Source organism: Kitasatospora sp. NPDC004272 (assembly GCF_053603035.1).
Map to the genome: position 1 here is coordinate 1 of NZ_JBSGET010000105.1, position 17615 is coordinate 17615.

Annotated in this window: 15 protein-coding genes; 6 read left to right on the top strand and 9 right to left on the bottom strand. The window is 75.1% G+C overall.

Annotated features, from left to right (window positions below; all coding sequences use genetic code 11):
- Window positions 1–57: 57 nt before the first annotated feature.
- Window positions 58–405 (bottom strand): PRC-barrel domain containing protein, encoded by a 348-nt coding sequence (locus tag ACWEO5_RS27290; RefSeq protein ID WP_344550404.1) that lies wholly within the window; start codon window positions 403–405, stop codon window positions 58–60.
- A 126-nt stretch (window positions 406–531) separates the two neighbouring features.
- On the bottom strand, window positions 532–1077 hold the full coding sequence (locus ACWEO5_RS27295) for a MarR family winged helix-turn-helix transcriptional regulator (protein WP_452164872.1): 546 nt from the start codon (window positions 1075–1077) through the stop codon (window positions 532–534).
- 47 nt (window positions 1078–1124) lie between these two features.
- On the opposite strand from ACWEO5_RS27295, the gene ACWEO5_RS27300 reads away from it, so the two are divergent.
- Window positions 1125–2087 (top strand): EamA family transporter, encoded by a 963-nt coding sequence (locus ACWEO5_RS27300; protein ID WP_452164873.1) that lies wholly within the window; start codon window positions 1125–1127, stop codon window positions 2085–2087.
- A 285-nt stretch (window positions 2088–2372) separates the two neighbouring features.
- On the opposite strand, the gene ACWEO5_RS27305 is transcribed toward ACWEO5_RS27300, so the two are convergent.
- Together ACWEO5_RS27305 and ACWEO5_RS27310 are read right to left on the bottom strand one after the other, a co-directional pair.
- The gene (locus ACWEO5_RS27305) at window positions 2373–3431 is read right to left on the bottom strand and encodes an aldo/keto reductase (protein WP_452164874.1); all 1059 of its coding nucleotides are present in this window, start codon (window positions 3429–3431) and stop codon (window positions 2373–2375) included.
- A gap of 161 nt (window positions 3432–3592) precedes the next feature.
- Entirely contained in the window at window positions 3593–4009 is a 417-nt protein-coding gene (locus ACWEO5_RS27310; RefSeq protein ID WP_452164875.1) for a hypothetical protein, read from the bottom strand.
- Between the two features lie 356 nt (window positions 4010–4365).
- Between ACWEO5_RS27310 and ACWEO5_RS27315 the strand changes: the two genes are divergently transcribed.
- Both ACWEO5_RS27315 and ACWEO5_RS27320 read left to right on the top strand, forming a co-directional pair.
- Window positions 4366–5268: a helix-turn-helix transcriptional regulator gene (locus ACWEO5_RS27315; RefSeq protein WP_452164876.1), complete on the top strand. Its 903-nt coding sequence runs from the start codon at window positions 4366–4368 to the stop codon at window positions 5266–5268.
- Between the two features lie 183 nt (window positions 5269–5451).
- The gene (locus tag ACWEO5_RS27320) at window positions 5452–8676 is read left to right on the top strand and encodes a penicillin acylase family protein (RefSeq protein WP_452164877.1); all 3225 of its coding nucleotides are present in this window, start codon (window positions 5452–5454) and stop codon (window positions 8674–8676) included.
- A 48-nt stretch (window positions 8677–8724) separates the two neighbouring features.
- Here the strand turns inward: ACWEO5_RS27320 and ACWEO5_RS27325 are convergent, their stop codons facing one another.
- From ACWEO5_RS27325 to ACWEO5_RS27335, 3 genes are all read right to left on the bottom strand, one after another.
- Window positions 8725–10839, bottom strand: a complete 2115-nt coding sequence (locus ACWEO5_RS27325) for a dipeptide ABC transporter ATP-binding protein (RefSeq protein ID WP_452164878.1) — start codon at window positions 10837–10839, stop codon at window positions 8725–8727.
- Window positions 10836–11801 carry an ABC transporter permease gene (locus ACWEO5_RS27330; RefSeq protein ID WP_452164879.1) on the bottom strand — a complete coding sequence of 322 codons (966 nt, stop codon included), beginning with the start codon at window positions 11799–11801 and terminating at the stop codon, window positions 10836–10838. Before ACWEO5_RS27330 ends, ACWEO5_RS27325 begins: the two co-directional genes overlap by 4 nt.
- Before the next feature lie 223 nt (window positions 11802–12024).
- The gene (locus ACWEO5_RS27335) at window positions 12025–13008 is read right to left on the bottom strand and encodes an ABC transporter permease (protein ID WP_452164880.1); all 984 of its coding nucleotides are present in this window, start codon (window positions 13006–13008) and stop codon (window positions 12025–12027) included.
- A gap of 362 nt (window positions 13009–13370) precedes the next feature.
- Between ACWEO5_RS27335 and ACWEO5_RS27340 the strand changes: the two genes are divergently transcribed.
- Window positions 13371–15065 (top strand): ABC transporter family substrate-binding protein, encoded by a 1695-nt coding sequence (locus ACWEO5_RS27340; RefSeq protein WP_452164881.1) that lies wholly within the window; start codon window positions 13371–13373, stop codon window positions 15063–15065.
- Window positions 15066–15139: 74 nt separating this feature from the next.
- Here ACWEO5_RS27340 and pip read toward each other — a convergent pair whose 3' ends face one another.
- Window positions 15140–16126: a prolyl aminopeptidase gene (gene pip, locus ACWEO5_RS27345; RefSeq protein WP_452164882.1), complete on the bottom strand. Its 987-nt coding sequence runs from the start codon at window positions 16124–16126 to the stop codon at window positions 15140–15142.
- Window positions 16127–16283: 157 nt separating this feature from the next.
- Window positions 16284–16541: an amphi-Trp domain-containing protein gene (locus tag ACWEO5_RS27350; protein ID WP_452164883.1), complete on the bottom strand. Its 258-nt coding sequence runs from the start codon at window positions 16539–16541 to the stop codon at window positions 16284–16286.
- A 198-nt stretch (window positions 16542–16739) separates the two neighbouring features.
- On the opposite strand from ACWEO5_RS27350, the gene ACWEO5_RS27355 reads away from it, so the two are divergent.
- The gene (locus ACWEO5_RS27355; protein WP_452164884.1) at window positions 16740–17210 is read left to right on the top strand and encodes a DUF6325 family protein; all 471 of its coding nucleotides are present in this window, start codon (window positions 16740–16742) and stop codon (window positions 17208–17210) included.
- Between the two features lie 63 nt (window positions 17211–17273).
- The gene (locus tag ACWEO5_RS27360) at window positions 17274–17585 is read left to right on the top strand and encodes an SHOCT domain-containing protein (protein ID WP_452164885.1); all 312 of its coding nucleotides are present in this window, start codon (window positions 17274–17276) and stop codon (window positions 17583–17585) included.
- The last annotated feature ends 30 nt before the right edge of the window (window positions 17586–17615 follow it).

Here is a 17615-nt window from a genome sequence, read left to right on the forward strand (position 1 = left end):
GCCGCAGCGCCCCGTCCGCCGACGGGGCGCTGCGGCGCGTTCGAGCCGGTGGGCCGGTCACAGGCCGGTGCCGTAGTAGCCGCCGACGCCGCGCCGGTAGTCGCTGTCCATGGCGTGCGACTCGCGGTGGTACTCCGGGGCGCTCTTGATCTCCTCCTTGGGGCGGTCGACCCAGACGGTCTTGGCCTCCTCGTCGATGCGCCGGATGACGCCCGCCGGGAGCAGCACCTCGCGGCCGAAGATCCACGGGCCGGTGTCGACCACCACGTAGCCGTCCTCGGCCTCGTAGGAGTGCTTGTCGACCTTGCCGATGTGGCCGTCGGTGGCTTCGACCCGGTAACCGGTCAGGTCGACGCCCGGGTTGTAGCCCTCGGCCTTCTCGTAACCCCACATGCCGTCGCTCACAACTGCCTCCTTGTCGAGGGGAGTTCGTCGTTCTGCGGTCCGGCTGCCCGGTTTCGGCCGGGGCATGCGCGGCTTTTCGGCGGGTTCGGGACGGAACGTGCTCAGCTCGCCCGGACCGGACCGCGCTCAGTCGGCCGACGCGGCACCGGGCGCGGTGCCGTCGGCGGGTTCGAGCCGGGCCAGCCAGCCGGTGAGCAGGGCCTCCAGTCGGGCGGCCTCGGCGGGGGTGAGGGCGGCCAGGAGTTCGTGCTCGTTGCGGATGTGGTCGGTGAAGGCGCGGTCGATCAGTTCGCGCCCGGCCGGGGTGAGGGCGACGACCCTGCCGCGCCGGTCCTCGGCGGCGGCGCGGCGGGTGACCAGTCCGGCCCGTTCCAGGCGGTCGATGCGCTTGGTGACGGCCCCGGTGGTGACCATGGTGTGCGCGGCGAGCTCACCGGGGGCGCGCTCGTACGGGGCCCCGGCCCGGCGCAGTGCGGCGAGCACGTCGAACTCGCCCTCGCCCAGGTCGTAGCGGGCGTAGACGGCGCACAGTTCGTGGGTGAGCAGGGTGGCGACCCGGTGCAGGCGGCCGATCACGCCCTGCGGGGCGACGTCCAGGTCCGGGCGTTCGCGGCGCCAGGCGGCCTGGATCCGGGCGACGTGGTCGGGTGGCTGCTGGGCCGGCTGCTCCATGGCACCAGCATAGCCCGGTGTTTTCCATGGAAGCTATATTGTCTTCCATGGAAGCTGTTCTCCGGTGGGGCGCGCTGACCGCCCTCGCCCCGGTCGCCTGGGGCGCCAACTACTACGTCACCCACCACTACCTGCCCGCCGGCGCCCCGCTCTGGGGCGCCGTCCTGCGCGCCCTGCCCGCCGGCCTCCTGCTGCTCGCCGCCGCCCGGCGGCTGCCGCGCGGCGCCTGGTGGTGGCGCTCGGCCGTGCTCGGCGCACTGAACACCGCCGCCTTCTTCGTCCTGGTCTACCTGGCCTCGCAGTGGCTCCCGGCGGGCACCGCCGCCATGGTGATGGCCCTCTCCCCGCTCGCCCTGATGCTCTGCGCCTGGCTGCTGGCCGGCCGGCGCCCGCTGCCCGCCCAACTCGCGGGCGGCGTGGTCGGCGTCGGCGGCGCGGCCCTGATGCTCGCGGGCGGCACCGGCCCGGCCGGGCCCGCCGGACTGCTCGCCGCGCTGGGCGCCCTGCTGGTCTCCTCGGTCGGCTACGTGCTCACCGCCCGCTGGACGACCCCGGCCCCGGACGGGAGCGGCGCCCCGACCCCGGACGGGAGCGCCGCCCCGGGCGTACTGGCCTCCACCGCCTGGCAGTTGACGCTCGGCGGACTGCTCCTGCTGCCGGTGGCGACTCTCGCCGAAGGGCCGCCGCCCGCGCTGGACGGCGGGGCCGTGCTCGCCTTCGGCTACAGCTCGCTGGTCGCCACCGCACTGGCCTTCCTGGTCTGGTTCACCGGACTGCGCCGCCTGCCCGCCGCCACCGTCGGCCTGATCGGCCTGCTCAACCCCGTCACCGGCGTCCTGCTCGGCGCGGCCCTGGGCGGCGAGCACCCGGGCCCGGCCCAGTACGCCGGCATGGCCCTGGTCCTGGCGAGCATCGCCCTCGGCCGACCCGGGCCCCGCCCCGGACCCGGCCCCGCGCACACGTCCGTACCCGGCGGGCGGGACGGCGGTCGGACCCGAGTCGGTCCATGACGCCGTAGCCCAGCCTGCGGGCCTGCTCGGCGACGGCTTCGTAGCCTGCGGAGGGGGCCAGCGAGGCGACCGTCCCGCGGGTCAGCGGGACGCCTGCCATGACCGCTGCCACCGCGCCCCGAGGGTCGGGGCGGGTCCGCGCTCCGGCCGGCTCCGGCTGCCGTGGTTCCGGGGCGGCGGGCGGGAGCACGGCTTCGGGCCCTTCGCGGACGGCCCTGTCGGGCACGGCGGTACGCCGGCCGTCGGGAGCGGGAGCACGCCGACCGCGGAGGTCGGTGGCGGGGTTCACGGGCGGACCGGGCCGCCGCCCGCGCCGGTCGCGGTGAGCGCGGCGGCGATCGCGTCCAGGTCGTCGCCGGTCAGCTCCAGGTCGGCGGCGGCGATCCAGCCGTCGACCTGTTCGGGGCGGCGGGCGCCGACGATCGCGCCGGTGACGCCGGGCCAGTGCAGCGTCCAGGCGAGGGCGACGGCGGCGACCGTGGTGGCGTGCGCCTCGGCGATCGGGCGCAGCGCGTCGACCAGGGCGAGGTTGGCGGGCAGGGCGGTGGTGAAGTCCGGGGCGCCCTTGCGCCAGTCGTCGGCGGGCAGGGCCGCGACCCGCTCGGGGCTGAAGGTGCCGGTCAGCAGTCCGGAGTGCAGCGGCTGGTAGACGATCGAGCCGGTGCCGTGGGCGTGCGCCCAGGCCAGTTCGGGGGCGGCGTGCCGGTGCAGCAGGCTGAACTGCGGCTGGACGGCGTCCACGTGCGCGACCGCCTCGGCGGCGGTCAGCTGGGCGGCGTCGTGGTTGGACAGCGCGATCGCCCGGACCTTGCCCTCGGCCTTGAGCGCGGCCAGCGTCGCCCAGTACTCCTCCAGCGCGGTGGCGTGCCGGGCGGTGGTCGCCGGGTCCTGGTCGGGGCCGAAGGTGAGCAGTGCGCCGTCGCCGGGCCAGTGCGCCTGGTAGAGGTCGATCCGTTCGACGCCGAGGCGGCGCAGCGAGCCCTCCAGTTCGGCCCGGATGCTGGCGGGCTTGAGCAGTTTGCGCGGGGCGGCGAACGGGTCGGGCTCGTCCCAGACCAGGCCGGCCTTGGTGAAGACGTACGGGCGGTCGGCTTCCGGGAGGGTGGCGAGGGCCTTGCCGACGACCTCCTCGGAGTGGCCGAGGCCGTAGGCGGGGGCGGTGTCGATCCAGTTGATCCCGGCGGCGACGGCCCGGTGGACGGTGGCGATCGAGTCGGCGTCGTCCTGCGGTCCCCAGGAGAAGCTCCAGCCGCTCCCGCCGATCGCCCAGGCGCCGAAGCCGAGCCGGGTGACGTGCAGGTCGGTGCCGCCGAGCGGGGTGGCGGGCAGGGCGTTCGCGGTCATGCGGGTCCTCGCGTTCGGGTGTCGGGGTGCGGTGCGCCGCCGTCCGTCCGGCGGCGCCCGACCCATCGTCGCGGCCCCGCCCCGCCCGTACCCAGGGCCCTGTTCGTCCCCGGTACCGCCGAACCCGGGTCTGCCGGAACCCCCTTCGCCGCCGGGCCCGGTCAGTCCGCGGCGGCGGGCGGCGGCCGGTGCGCGTCGACCAGGCGGGCCGGGACGGCGAGGGTGGAGAGCCGGCCCCCGGCGGCGGCGGGGCGCAGGTCGGCGGGGGCGGCGAACGGGCCGGTGACGATGACCAGGGTGCCGTGGGCGCGCAGCGCGCGGGCCCATTCGCGGGCGGCCGTGAGCGGCCCGTCGTACCAGGGTCGCCCGTCGGGGCGGGTGACGACCAGCCGGGTGCCGTCGAAGGCCGCGGACCAGTCCCGGCGTAACTCGGGCGGGGCGCCGGGGCCGCTCCAGCCGTCGTCGGCGGGGGCGGGGCGTTCCGGGACCGCCGGGGCGACCAGCACCGGGCGGTGATCGGCCATCAGTTCGGCCCAGGGCTCCCAGACCCGTCCGCTGCCCCCGCCGACCAGCTCCATCCCGTGCTCCTCGTCCGGGTCGCGGCCGCCCGTCCCGAGCGGACGGATGATCCGCCGACCGTTTCGGAGCGGAACCGGATCCGGATGGGTCGGCCGCAGGTCGGATCCGACCGGCCTCGCACGACGGGGGGCCCGGCCTCAGGGGGGGTCGGCCGGGCCCTCGTCCGCCGCACCCACCGCCTGCCCCGCCGCCGCGCTTCCATGCCGACGTCTTCTCCCGTTCCCGCCGCGGCCGCGCACGCGCACGACCGACCGCCGACGCCGACCGACCCCCGGGGCTCCGACCGCCGACCGACCCCGGGGCTCCGACCACCGGCCACCGACCCCCGGGGCTCCGGTTCACTAGGATCGTGGCCATGACCCGACGAGCCGACCTCGGTGCCTTCCTGCGGTCCCGGCGTGCCCGGATCCGGCCGGAGGAGACGGGGCTGCGGTCCTTCGGCGAGCGCCGCCGGGTGCCCGGGCTGCGCCGTGAGGAGCTGGCGCAGCTGGCGGGGGTGAGCGTCGACTACTACACCCGGTTCGAGCAGGGCCGGGCGGAGAACGTCTCGGACGCGGTGGTGGACGCGGTGGCTTCGGCGCTGCGGCTGGACGCGGTGGAGACCGGCCACCTGCACCGGCTGGTGCGCCCGGCCGGCGCGGGTGGCCGGCCGGTGCCCGCCCAGCGGGTGCGGCCCGGGCTGCGCCGGCTGATGGACTCGATGCCGCACACCCCGGCGTACGTGGTCGGGCGGCGCACCGACGTGCTGGCCTGGAACGCGCCGATGGCCGCGATGATGGTCGACTTCGCCGCGCTGCCCGCCGGTCGGCTGAACAAGGCGTGGCTGGTGTTCTGCCACGAGGAGTTGCGCGGCCGCTTCGTCGACTGGGAGGCCAAGGCCCGCGACGTCGTCGGCTACCTGCGGCTGGACCACGGCCGCCACCCGGAGGATCCGGCCTACCCGGCGCTGATCGGTGAACTGTCGGACGCCAGCCCGGAGTTCGGGCGGCTGTGGGAGCAGCAGGAGATCCGCGAGAAGACCCACGGCAGCTACCGCCTGCGTCACCCGGCGGTCGGCGGGTTCACCGTCGCCTACGAGAGCCTGACCCTGCCCGGCGACCCCGACCAGACCCTGGTGACGTACACCGCCGAGGAGGGTTCCCCCTCGCAGGCGGCCCTGCACCTGCTCGTCGAGCGGCGGCCCGTCCCGGTCGGCTCCGGGTCCGGGTCTGGGTCCGGGTCCGGGTCCGGGTCCGGGTCCGGGTCCGCCCACTGCTGACGCTCGGCGACCGCCCGCTCACCTCCCCGCGCGTTCCGGCCCCTCCCGACGGGCCGTCAACTCGCGTTCATGACAGCCGGATGACAGTTCCGTGGCGGTGCCCGCGCACCCCCTACCCGGGGGTCACTTCGCGGACTAACGTGCGGCCGGACTTCCGATACCCCCTGTCAGGAAGAGGCCCAGGTGCCCGCTGCTCCCGTCCCGCGCCGAACGCGTTCGGCGTTCGTCGCCCTGCTCTCCTCCGCCGCGCTGCTGCTCGGCGCGCTCACCGCCCAGCCGGCCGGCGCGGCCGCCGCCGGGCCCGCCCCGACCGCCGGGGACCCGTGCCTGGGCCAGTGCCAGGACATCCTGACGGCCGGGGAGAACGGCCACGCCACGCTGGCCGGGATCCTGCTGCACCAGACCGTCGGCACCCGGCCGGCGCACTCGGCGGACCAGGTCGACGAGTACGACGCGCTGCTGCACGACTACAGCGGCCTGACGCCGGACCAGCTCTCCGCGTACTTCAACGACGCCTCGTTCGGGGTGCCCGCCGGGCAGGTGGAGAGCACCACCACGCCGCGCACCGGGGTGACCATCACCCGGGACAAGGCGACCGGGACGCCGCACGTCAAGGGCGTCACCCGCTCCGACACCGAGTTCGGCGCCGGGTACGCGGCCGGGCAGGACCGGCTCTGGCTGATCGACGTGCTGCGGCACGTGGGCCGCGGGCAGCTGTCCTCGTTCGCGGGCGGCGCGGCGGGCAACCGGGCCCTGGAGCAGAGCCTGTGGGCGGTGGCCCCGTACACCGAGGCGGACCTGCAGCAGCAGATCGACCGGGTGAAGGCGTCCGGCCCGCGCGGCGCGCAGGCCTGGCAGGACGTGCAGGACTACGTGGCGGGCCTGAACGCCTTCGCCGCGGCCGACGTCGCCGCCAACAACTACCCGGGCGAGTACGTGCTGACCGGGCACGGCTCGACCATCGAACCGTTCACGGCCACCGACGTGGTGGCGATCTCCTCGGTGATCGGGGCGATCTTCGGCGGCGGTGGCGGCGGCGAGGTCGGCAACGCGCTGGCCCGGATCGCGCTGCGCCAGCAGTACGGCACCGAGGCGGGCGACCGGGCGTACGCGGCCTGGCGGGCCGAGGACGACCCGGAGGCGACGGCCACCGTGCACGACGGCACCGCCTTCCCGTACGCGGCCTCGCCCGCGAACCCGGTGGGCACCGCGCTGCCCGACCCGGGCTCGGTCACCGAGGTCCCCCACACCGCCAACGGCACCGGGACGGCGGCGGTCGCGAGCACCTCGACGAGCGCCGCGAGCACGTCGACGAGCGCCGCGAGCGCCGAGGGCGTGCTGCCCGCCGACCTGATCACCGCGAAGAAGGGCATGTCGAACGCCCTGCTGGTGTCGGGCGCGCACACCGCCTCCGGGCACCCGATCGCCGTGTACGGCCCGCAGACCGGCTACTACGCGCCGCAGATCCTGATGGTGCAGGAGCTGGACGGCCCGGGCCTGCGTAGCCGGGGCGCGTCCTTCCCGGGGCTGAGCTTCTACGTGGAGATCGGCCGCGGCCTGGACTACTCGTGGAGCGCGACCTCCGCCAACCAGGACATCACCGACACCTTCGCCGTCGACCTGTGCGAGCCCGGCGGCGGCACGCCGTCCACCTCCTCGCGCGGCTACCTGCTGGACGGCGTCTGCACCCCGTTCGAGCAGTTGACCAAGCACAACGCCTGGCAGCCGAGCACCGCGGACTCCACCGCGGCGGGCGCCTACGACCTGGTGACGCTGCGTTCGGCGTACGGCCTGGTCACCCACACCGGGAAGGTCGGCGGGCGGCCGGTGGCGTACACCGCGCTGCGCTCCACCTACCGGCACGAGGTGGACTCGGTGATCGGCTTCCAGCAGTTCAACGACCCGGCGGCGATCACCTCGGTGGCGGCCTTCCAGCGCGCCGCGCAGGACATCGGCTACACCTTCAACTGGTTCTACGCGGACGCCGACCACACCGCGTACTACAACTCCGGCGCCGAGCCGCTGCGCGCCGCCGGCACCGACCCGGACCTGCCGATCCTCGCCCGGGCCGGCTACACCTGGCAGGGCTGGGACAAGGCCGCCAACACCTCCGCGGTCGAGCCGCCGGCCCGGCACGCGCAGTCCACCGACCAGGACTACTACGTCAGTTGGAACAACAAGCAGGCGCCGGGCTTCACCTCCGCCTGGGGCAACGGCGCCGTCCACCGGGCCGATCTGCTGGACGCCCGGGTGAAGGCACTGACCCAGCGCGGCGGCGTCACCCGCACCGACCTGGTCAAGGCGATGGAGGACGCCGCCAACGTCGACCTGCGGGCCGATCGGGTGCTGCCCGAACTGCTCGCGGTGCTGGACTCGGCGCCGGTCACCGACCCGGCCGCGGCCGCCGCGGTCACCGAGCTGCGGGCCTGGGCGGCGGGCGGCTCGCACCGGCGCGAGGCCACCAAGGGCGCGGGGGTGTACACCGACGCGGAGGCGATCCGGATCCTGGACGCCTGGTGGCCGCTGCTGGTCGAGGGCGAGTTCCGGCCCGGCCTGGGCGACGGGCCGTGGCGGGCGCTGACCGCCGTCGCACCGATCAACGAGACCCCCTCGGGCGGGCAGTTGGGCGGGACGTCCGGCGGCGACGACATCGCGGCGGGCGAGGCGCACAAGGGCTCGTCCTTCCAGCACGGCTGGTGGTCGTACGTGGACAAGGACCTGCGCGCGGTGCTCGGCCGGCCGGTCTCCGGCCCGCTGGACCGGACGTACTGCGGCGGCGGCGCGCTCGGCGCCTGCCGGCAGGTGCTGCTGACCACGCTGACCCAGGCGGTGGCGACCCCGGCGACCACCACGTACCCGGCGGACAAGTACTGCGCGGCGGGCGACCAGCTGTGCGCCGACTCGATCGTGCACCGGGCGATGGGCGGCATCACCGTCCCGCGGATCGCCTGGCAGAACCGGCCCACCTACCAGCAGGTGGTGGAGTTCCCGGCCCGCCGCACCGACGACCTGACCAACCTGGCCCGCGGCGCCACCGCGACCGCCTCCGACTACCAGGACGCGATCGTGGTGGCCTACCCGCCCAAGCAGGCCGTCGACGGCGACACCGGCACCCGCTGGGCCTCCAAGACGGTGGCCACCGCCTGGCTGAACGTCGACCTGGGCGGCGTCCGCAAGGTCGGCCGGGTGGTGCTGGACTGGTCCGACCAGTACGCGACCGCCTACCGGATCGACGTCTCCACCGACGGCGCCTCCTGGCGGACCGTCTACTCCACCACCACCGACGGCGGCGGCCTGGAGAACCGCTCCTTCACCCCGACCGACGCCCGGCACGTCCGGGTGGTGATGCTGGCGCGCGGCACCGACAACCGCTACTCGCTGGACGAGGTCGGCGTGTACGCGAAGTGACCCGCCGTCGGGCCCCGGGCGCTCCCGCCCGGGGCCCGACGCGTCCCCTCAGCCCGGACGGCCCGAGTGGTCCGGGTGGTCCGGGTGGTCCGGGTGGTCCGGGTGGTCCGGGTGGTCCGGGTAGTCCGGGTAGTGGCAGGCGGCGGTGTGGTCGGCCCCCGGGGCCGCGGGCCGGGCGGCGGGCGCCTCGGTGGCGCAGCGCTCGCGCCGCTCGGGGGCGAGGGCGGCGTGGACGGGGCAGCGGGCCCGGAAGGGGCAGCCGGGGTGGCGCTCGGCCGGGGAGGGCGGGTCGCCCGCCAGCAGCAGGCGGGGGCGGGCCCGTTCGGCGGCCGGGTCGGGGAGCGGGACGGCGGCCAGCAGGGCCCGGGTGTAGGGGTGGCGGGGGCGGGTGAAGACCTCCTCGGCGGCGCCGGTCTCGACGGTGCGGCCGAGGTACATCACGGCGACCCGGTCGGCGAGGTGGCGCACCACCGACAGGTCGTGGGAGACGAACAGGTAGGCCAGCCCGAGTTCGGCCTTGAGCCGTTGGAGCAGGTTGAGCACGCCGGCCTGGACCGAGACGTCGAGGGCGGAGACGGGTTCGTCCAGCACCAGCAGGTCGGGGCGGACGGCGAGGGCCCGGGCGATGGAGATGCGCTGGCGCTGGCCGCCGGAGAACTCGTGCGGGTAGCGGTCGGCGTGCGCGGGGTCGAGGCCGACCTGGCGCAGCAGTTCGGGGACGCGGCGGCGGGCCTCGGCCTTGGGGGTGCGCCGGGCGAGCAGCGGTTCGGCCAGCACGTCGCCGACCGGCATCCGCGGGTCGAGGGAGGCCGCCGGGTCCTGGAAGACGATCTGGACGCGGGAGCGCAGCCGTCGGACGGCGGCCCGGTCGAGGGCGGCGGTGTCCTGGCCGAGGAGCTCGATCCGGCCGCCCTGCGGGGCCGCCAGCCGCAGGATCTCGTACAGGGTGGTGGACTTGCCGGAGCCGGACTCGCCGACCAGGCCGAGCGTCTCGCCCCGCCGGATGTCGAGGTCGACGCCGTCGACGGCGTGCACCTCGCCCGCCCGGCGGCGCAGCAGGCCGCCGCGGCGGCGGGGGAAGCTGCGGGTGAGGCCGCGGACGGCGAGGACGCTGTCGCGGGCGGCGCGCGGGCGGGGGACGGCGGCGGGCGGGGCCGGGACGGGGTAGACCTCGGCGGGGGCGGGCCGGGTGGCGGCGAGGTGGTCGGCGCGGACGCAGGCGGCGCGGTGCCCACCGGTGCCGGCCAGCGGGGGTTCGGCGGTGCGGCAGCGGTCCTCGGCGAGCGGGCAGCGGTCGGCGAACGCGCAGCCGGGGCGGGCGGGGTCACCGGCGGCGGGCGGCCGGCCGGGGATCGGGACGAGCGGGCCGCCGCGGCCGTCGAGCCGGGGGACGGCGCCGATCAGGCCGAGGGTGTAGGGGTGGCGGGGCGCGGCGAACAGCTCGTCGACGGGGGCGGTCTCGACGATCCGTCCGGCGTACATGACGGCGACCCGGTCGGCGCTGCCCGCGATCACCCCGAGGTCGTGGCTGACCAGGAGGAGGGCGGCGCCGCTCTCCCGCCGGGCGGTGCGCAGCACGTCGAGGACCTGGGCCTGGATGGTGACGTCGAGGGCGGTGGTGGGTTCGTCGGCGAGCAGCACGTCGGGTTCGTTGGCCACCGCCATGGCGATCACGGCGCGTTGGCGCATGCCGCCGGAGAACTCGTGCGGGAAGGCGTCCAGGGCGCGGGCCGGGTCGGGGATGCCGACCAGGTCGAGGAGGTCGGCGGCGCGCCGGCGGGCGGCGGCGCGGCCGACGTCCTGGTGGATCCGGACGGCTTCGGCGATCTGGTCGCCGATCCGGTGGACGGGTGTGAAGGCGGACAGCGGGTCCTGGAAGACCATGGCGATGCGGCGGCCGCGGACGGCGGCGAGCTGCCGGGCGGGCAGGCCGAGCAGTTCCCGGCCGTCCAGCCGGACGGAGCCGCCGGTGCGGGCGGTGGCGGGCAGCAGGCCGAGGACGGCGAGCGCGGTGACGGACTTGCCGGAGCCGGACTCGCCGACCAGGCCGAGCGTCTCGCCGCGGTGCAGGTCGAGGTCGACGCCGCGGACCGCCGGGTGGCCGTCGAAGTCGACGGTGAGGTCGCGGACGGCGAGCAGCGGGGTGGTGGGCGGGGTGTTCACGGGCTGCTCCGGCGCGGCGGGGTGGTGGAACGGCGGCGGGGGCGGTGGCGGGGGCGGTGGCGCCCGGCGGCGGCCGTCGGGTCGAGGGCGTCGCGCAGGCCGTCGCCGACCAGGTTGACGGCGAGCACGAACAGCACCAGCAGTCCGGCGGCGAAGTAGAACAGCCAGGGGAAGACGGGCGCGTCGGCGGCTCCGGCGGCCAGCAGGGTGCCGAGCGAGACGTCGGGCGGGCGGACGCCGAAGCCGAAGTAGGAGAGGGCGGCCTCGCTCATCACGGCGCCGCCGACGGTCACGGTGGCGTCGATGATCAGGAAGGAGGAGACGTTCGGCAGCACGTGCCGCCAGATGATCCGGAACGGTCCGACGCCCATGTACCGGGCGGCGGCGACGAATTCGCGCTCGCGCAGCGAGCGGGTCATCGAGCGGACCACCCGGGCGGTGACCATCCAGTTGAAGACGGCGAGCAGCAGCACGAAGGCGATCCAGCCGCTGCCGCGCAGCCGCGGCGAGAGCACCGCGATCACCAGGAAGGCGGGGAAGATCAGCAGCAGGTCGACCAGGAAGGTCAGCACCCGGTCGGTCCAGCCGCCGAAGTACCCGGCGCAGGCGCCGACCAGCGAGGCCAGTCCGGTGGAGAGGACGGCCACCAGCAGTCCGATCACCAGGGACTTCTGCAGGCCGCGGACGGTCTGCGCGAACACGTCCTGGCCGAGCCCGTTGGTGCCGAACCAGTGCGTGCCGGACGGGGGTTGGCGCAGGCTGCCGTAGTCGGGGGCGGCGTAGTCCCAGGGCGTCAGGTACGGCCCGGCGAAGGCCAGCAGGAACAGCAGGGCCAGCACGGCCAGCCCGAGCAGCGCCCCGCGCGAGGCCCTCAGCCGGGCGGCGGCCAGCCGCAGCCGCCCGCGCGGCACGACCGGCTCCTCGGCCGGCTGCCGGGCGGCGGCAGCGAGTTCGGCGCTCATCCGGTCACCACCCCGGGGCCACCGAACCCGGGCCACCCGACGGCGGAGCCGGGCCGCCCGGCGGCGAACCCGGACCGCCCGGCGGCGAACCCGGACCGCCCGGCGGCGGAGCCGGACCGGTCCCCGACGTTGCCCGCTCCCCCGCCGGGGGCGGACCGCGGCCCTCCCGCCGGAAGGGGCGCACGGAGCGGCGACCGCGGCGCGGCAGCGGCGAGTTCGGCGCTCATGCGGCCCGCACCCGGGGGTCGAGCGCGGCGTGCAGGGCATCGGCGAGGAAGCCCGCGGCGAGGACCACCACGGCGGCGAAGAGGTTGACCGCGGCCACCGAGTTGACGTCCTGTTCGTTGACGGCCTGGATGAACCACTCGCCCATGCCGTGCCAGCCGAAGATGGTCTCGGTGAAGGCGGCGCCGGTGAACAGGCCGAGGAAGGCGTAGGCGAACATCGTGGTCATCGGGATGATCGCGGTGCGCAGGCCGTGCTTGAGCAGGGCGCGGCCGCGGGTGAGCCCCTTGGCCTCGGCGGTGCGCAGGTAGTCGGTGCCGAGCACGTCGAGCATGGTGGCGCGCTGGTAGCGGCTGTAGGTGGCGAGGCCGCCGAGGGCGAGCGAGAGGGTGGGCAGCAGCAGGTGCAATCCCCAGTCGGCGAGGTGGGTGCCGATCCCGCCGGCCAGGTTGGGCGTCTCGTAGCCGGTGAACGGGATCACCTCGTGCCCGGCGGCGGTCTTGGCGGCGATCGCGCCGTTCTTGAGCAGCAGGGCGAGCAGGAAGACGGGGGTGGAGAGCAGCACGAAGGAGAGCACGGTCAGCGCCCGGTCGGAGAACCGGTACTGGCGCACCGCGCTCCAGGCCCCGGCGGCGACGCCGAGCAGCATGCCGAGCAGGCTGCCGACCAGCAGCAGCCGCAGCGAGACCCAGATCCGGCGGCCGAACTCGTCGTTGACGGCGGTGCCGTGGATGGTGCGGCCGAGGTCGCCGTGCAGCAGGCCGTTCGCCCAGGTGCCGAAGCGTTCGACCACGGGGGTGCGGTCGTTGAGGTTGAGCGCGGTCAGCTGCCGGTCCACGGAGGCGGCGGAGGGGCGCGGCTGTCTGGCTTCGAAGTAGGAGCGGGGGCCGAGCGCGGTGCCGGTGAGGGCGTACGAGAGGAACACCGCTGCGGTCAGCAGGGCGGCGTAGTAGCCGAGCCGCCCCGCGAGGTATCGCGTCACGGCCTGCCCCCGGTGTGGTTCGCACACCTCTGGAACATGGTCATTTGCCTTCGCTAGTACGGGTTTTGACGCACTTTCGCGCAGCAGTTGTACGCCACGCCGGGCGGTCCGTCCAGGCCCGCCGGGTCAGCGGGTCCGTCCGGTCCGGTGAACCCGCTGGTCACAGCTGACCAGACGGGTACGGACGGCGTGTTGCGGCGGTGTTGCGCCGGGTTTCGCTTCGATCAGTTCTGCGCACGGCCCCCTGGTGGGTCGACTGACGGGCTGTTACGTTCGGCCCGCCGGCACCGACTTGGCTGCCCACCATCAAGTGCCGCCACACCCGGCGGCCCCCGACTCTTCGAAATCCGAGGACTCCCCCGATGCGCACACCGCCCGCCGCCCGCCGGACCGGCCGCGCCGCCGCCGCGGCCCTCGCCGTCCTCCTCACCGCGACCGCCTGCAGCTCGGCGGGCGGCTCCGGCGGTGACGTGGCCAAGACCGTCTCCCCCACCGTGGACGCCGAGGACGACAACCCGCAGCCGCCGGAGAACGTCAAGGACGGCGGCGAACTGCGGCTGCCGCTCCAGCAGTGGATCACCCAGTGGAACCCGTACCAGGTCGACGGCAGGTACGGCGACGCGGTGGAGATCATGGGCTACGTGGAGGCCAAGCTCTTCCGGATCGACGCCAAGGGCGGCTACCACCCCGACCCGTCGTACCTGGTCTCCGCCGAGGTCACCTCCACCTCGCCGCAGGTGGTGACGTACAGGCTCAACCCGAAGGCGGTCTGGTCGGACGGCACCCCGATCGGCTACCGCGACTTCGCGGCGGTCTGGAAGACCTCCAACGGCAAGGACCCGGCGTACAACATCGCCGACCCCTCCGGCTACGAGCAGATCTCCGCCGTCGAGCAGGGCGCGGACCCGAGCGAGGTCGAGGTCACCTTCGCCGAGCCGTACGCCGACTGGCAGAACCTGTTCAACCCGCTGCTGCCCGCCGCCGGCATCTCCGCCCCGCAGGACTTCAACGAGGGCTGGGTGGAGAAGACCCCGGTCTTCGGCGGCCCGTTCGTGGTCGCGAACGCCGACAAGACCGCGCAGACCGTCACCCTGACGCCCAACCCGCGCTGGTGGGGCCCTAAGCCCAAGCTGGACCGGATCACCTACCGGGTGCTGGACGCCGCCGCGATCACCCAGAGCTTCCTGAACAACGAGATCGACTTCGCCTCGGCGGGGAGCGCCGCCGCGTACGGCCAGCTCAAGGACGCCCCCGACACCGCGATCCGCACCGGCACCCCCTGGGACGAGGTGCACATCTCCTTCGGCGGCAACGGCCCGCTCGCCGACCAGAAGGTCCGCCAGGCGCTCGGCCGGGCGCTGGACCGCGCCTCGCTGATCAAGATCGCCAACAAGGGCGTCCCGGTGGAGTTCAAGCCGCTCGGCAACCACCTGTTCATGACCAACCAGAACGGCTACCGCGACAACTCCGCCGACTGGGCCGCGTACGACCCGGCCGTCGCGCAGAAGTGGCTGGACGAGGCCGGATGGAAGGACGCGGGCGGCGTCCGCAGCAAGGACGGGCAGCAGCTGGAACTGCACTACGTGCTGAACGACGCCTCCAACCAGGCCCAGATCGACCTGGCCACCGCCGTGCAGAACATGCTCCAGCAGGTCGGCGTCAAACTGACCGTCGACAAGGTGCCGAGCAAGGAGTACTTCACCAAGTACGTCAACCAGGGAAAGTTCGACCTGGCCAGCTGGCGCAACACCGACTCCTTCCCGCTCTCCCAGACGGTGGCGATCTACCGCGCCCCGCAGGGCGACAACGTGTTCGGCAACTACTCGAAGCTCAGCACCCCCGAGATCGACACCCTGCTGCGCAAGGCCGCCGCCACCCTCGACCCGGCGCAGGCCGCCGAGCTGTACAACCAGGCGGACGCGAAGATCTGGGAGCTCGGCCACACCGTGGAGCTCTACCAGCGCCCCAGCATCGTCGCCGTCCGCAAGGGCCTGGCCAACTACGGCGCCGGCAGCCTGGCCAGCACCGTGATCACCTCGGTCGGCTGGCAGAAGTGACCGCCCGGACCGGTGCCGGCCGGTGGCGGGCCGGTGCCGCCCGCGGCGGGCGGCACCGGACGGCACCGGTCGGCTCAGCGGTGCTTGAACTCCTCCAGGGCCTCGAACACCGTCCGCCGCATCGCCTCGCCGCCGACGTGCCCGGAGTCGTCGAAGACGTGCAGCCGGGCGTCCGGCCACGCCTTCGCCAGCTCCCACGCGGTCTGCACCGGGGAGCCCATGTCGTACCGGCCGTGCACCAGCACGCCCGGGATGCCCGCCAACCTGGGCGCCCCGCGCAGCAGTTGGTCCTCCGCCAGCCAGGCGCCGCGGCTGAAGAAGTGCGCGCAGATCCGGACGAAGGCGATCCGGGCGTCCGCCTCCCGGGCGCCGTACATCCCGGGGACGCCGTTCGGCTCGTCCGAGACCACCGCGTCCTCCCAGGCCAGCCAGGCGTCGGCGGCGGCCGCCCGCACCGCCCGGTCCGGGTGCTCCATCCGGCGCGCGTAGGCGGCCAGCAGGGCGTACACGTCGCCGTCCCAGGCGTGCTCGGGGACGGCGGCCCGGAAGCGGTCCCACGCCTCGGGCTTGAAGGCCGACACCCGGTGGTAGAGCCAGTCGGTCTCGGCCCGGCGGGTGGTGGTGACCGCCTGGAGGACGATCTCGCTGACCCGTTCCGGGTGCTGCTGCGCGTAGGCCAGGATCAGCGTGCAGCCCCAGGAGGCGCCGTCCAGCAGCCAGCGTTCGATGCCCAGGTGCGCGCGCAGCCGCTCCATGTCGTCGACCAGGTGCTGCGTGGTGTTCAGCGCCAGGTCCGCGGCCGGGTCACTGGCGTGCGGGGTGCTGCGCCCGCAGTTGCGCTGGTCGTAGCGGACCAGCCGGTAGCGCGCCGGGTCCCAGGCCCGGGTCGGCCGGTCCGGCGTGCCCGCGCCGGGGCCGCCGTGCACGTACAGGGCGGGCTTGCCGTCGGGGTTGCCGAGCTGCTCGTAGTAGACGCGGTTGCCGTCGCCGGTGTCGAGGAACCCGCGGTCGTAGGGGGTGGTCGGCGGGTGCAGGAGGTCGTCCAAGGAGGTCGCAGACATGACGGACGAGCCTAACCGCCTTCAGCGGGAGCACAACTGAATACCCGTCACCCCCGGTCACGTGGTCGACCGGGGGTGACGGGGGCCGGGCCGGACGGGGGCCGGACGGGGGCCGGGCGGGGGCCGGACGGGGGCCGGACGGGGGTCGGGCGGGGTGTCAGTCCCCGGGGGCCTCGGACCGCTCCGCCGCCGTCGTGCGCCAGGACATCTCGATCTCCAGCTCGACCTCGTCGCCGTCCAGTTCGACCTCGATCTCGGTGTGGAGCTCCTCGGGGATGCGCAGGGTCAGCCGACCGGGCCCGAGGGCCAGCTCCGCCTGGCCGCCCCGCCGGATCGCGGCGGCCAGCGCCTCCAACTGGTCGGCGGCCTCGGCGCGTGACAGTGCGCGCTCCTGCGTGAACTCCAGGTCTTTCACGGCAACCCTCCCGGTCGCACGGGGACAGCGGACTCCCTCCCCATCCTGCGTCCTCCCCGGTCCGTGGGCGCGGGGAGCACCGCCGGGCGGCGACCGGCCGTCCGGGTTAGCGTGGGACCGGGCCGAGGCCGGGGACGTTCCGGGCACCGGCCCCCGGTCGCGGTACCGGCGGCCGGGCGACGCCCTCTTGGAGCTGACGTGAACGACCTGTCCCACGCCCCGGAAGAGTCGGAAGAGCTCGGTCCGATCGACTACCTGGTGATCTCCTTCCCGGGCAGCCGACTGACCGGCGAGGGGCTGCCGCTCCTCGTCGACCTGGTCGACCGCGCGATCATCCGCGTCCTGGACCTCACGTTCCTGCGCAAGGACGAGGACGGAACGGTCGCGGTGGTCCAGGTCGCCGACCTGGACGGCGACGGCCGCCTCGACCTCGCCGTCTTCGAGGGCGCGTCCTCCGGCCTGCTCGGCGACACCGACCTCGACGAGGCCAGTGCGCTCCTGGAGCCGGGCGACAGCGCCGCCGTCCTGCTGTACGAGAACCGGTGGGCGGCGCCGCTGGCCGCCGCGCTGCGCCGGGCCGACGCCCGGATGGTCGCCGGCGGGCGCGTGCCGCTGCAGGACGTCGTCGAGGTCCTCGACACCATCGAGGCGCTCGGCTCGACCCGCTGACCGCCCCCGGCCCGCGCCACCGGACGGGCCGGCCCCACCGACCGCCTCCGAGGGAGGACGCACATGCCTGGACTGCTCCGCGGAGTGGCCCGTACCGCCGTCGTCGCCGGGACCGCCACCGCCGTCTCGAACCGGGTGTCCCGCCGCCAAGCCGGCCGCTGGGCCCAGCAGGGCGACACCCGGTACGCACCCCCGCCCGAAGCACCCGCCCCCGCACCCGTCGCGCCGCCTCCGGCCGCCGCGCCCGCTGCCCCGGCCGCATCGAGCATGGACCAGAAGCTGGAGCAGCTCCAGCAGTTGGCGGCGCTCAAGGAGCAGGGCGTCCTCACCGACGACGAACTGGCGGCGCAGAAGGCCCGGATCCTCTCCGGCTGAGGCCCGCGGCGTTCCGCCCCGCTGGCCCGG

Coding starts and splice junctions, on each gene's coding strand:
- ACWEO5_RS27310 (WP_452164875.1), bottom strand. CDS start 4,009: ATGGAGCTGGTCGGCGGGGGCAGCGGACGGGTCTGGGAGCCCTGGGCC.
- ACWEO5_RS27360 (WP_452164885.1), top strand. CDS start 17,274: ATGCCTGGACTGCTCCGCGGAGTGGCCCGTACCGCCGTCGTCGCCGGG.
- ACWEO5_RS27295 (WP_452164872.1), bottom strand. CDS start 1,077: ATGGAGCAGCCGGCCCAGCAGCCACCCGACCACGTCGCCCGGATCCAG.
- pip (WP_452164882.1), bottom strand. CDS start 16,126: ATGTCTGCGACCTCCTTGGACGACCTCCTGCACCCGCCGACCACCCCC.
- ACWEO5_RS27330 (WP_452164879.1), bottom strand. CDS start 11,801: ATGAGCGCCGAACTCGCTGCCGCCGCCCGGCAGCCGGCCGAGGAGCCG.
- ACWEO5_RS27300 (WP_452164873.1), top strand. CDS start 1,125: ATGGAAGCTGTTCTCCGGTGGGGCGCGCTGACCGCCCTCGCCCCGGTC.
- ACWEO5_RS27305 (WP_452164874.1), bottom strand. CDS start 3,431: ATGACCGCGAACGCCCTGCCCGCCACCCCGCTCGGCGGCACCGACCTG.
- ACWEO5_RS27340 (WP_452164881.1), top strand. CDS start 13,371: ATGCGCACACCGCCCGCCGCCCGCCGGACCGGCCGCGCCGCCGCCGCG.
- ACWEO5_RS27315 (WP_452164876.1), top strand. CDS start 4,366: ATGACCCGACGAGCCGACCTCGGTGCCTTCCTGCGGTCCCGGCGTGCC.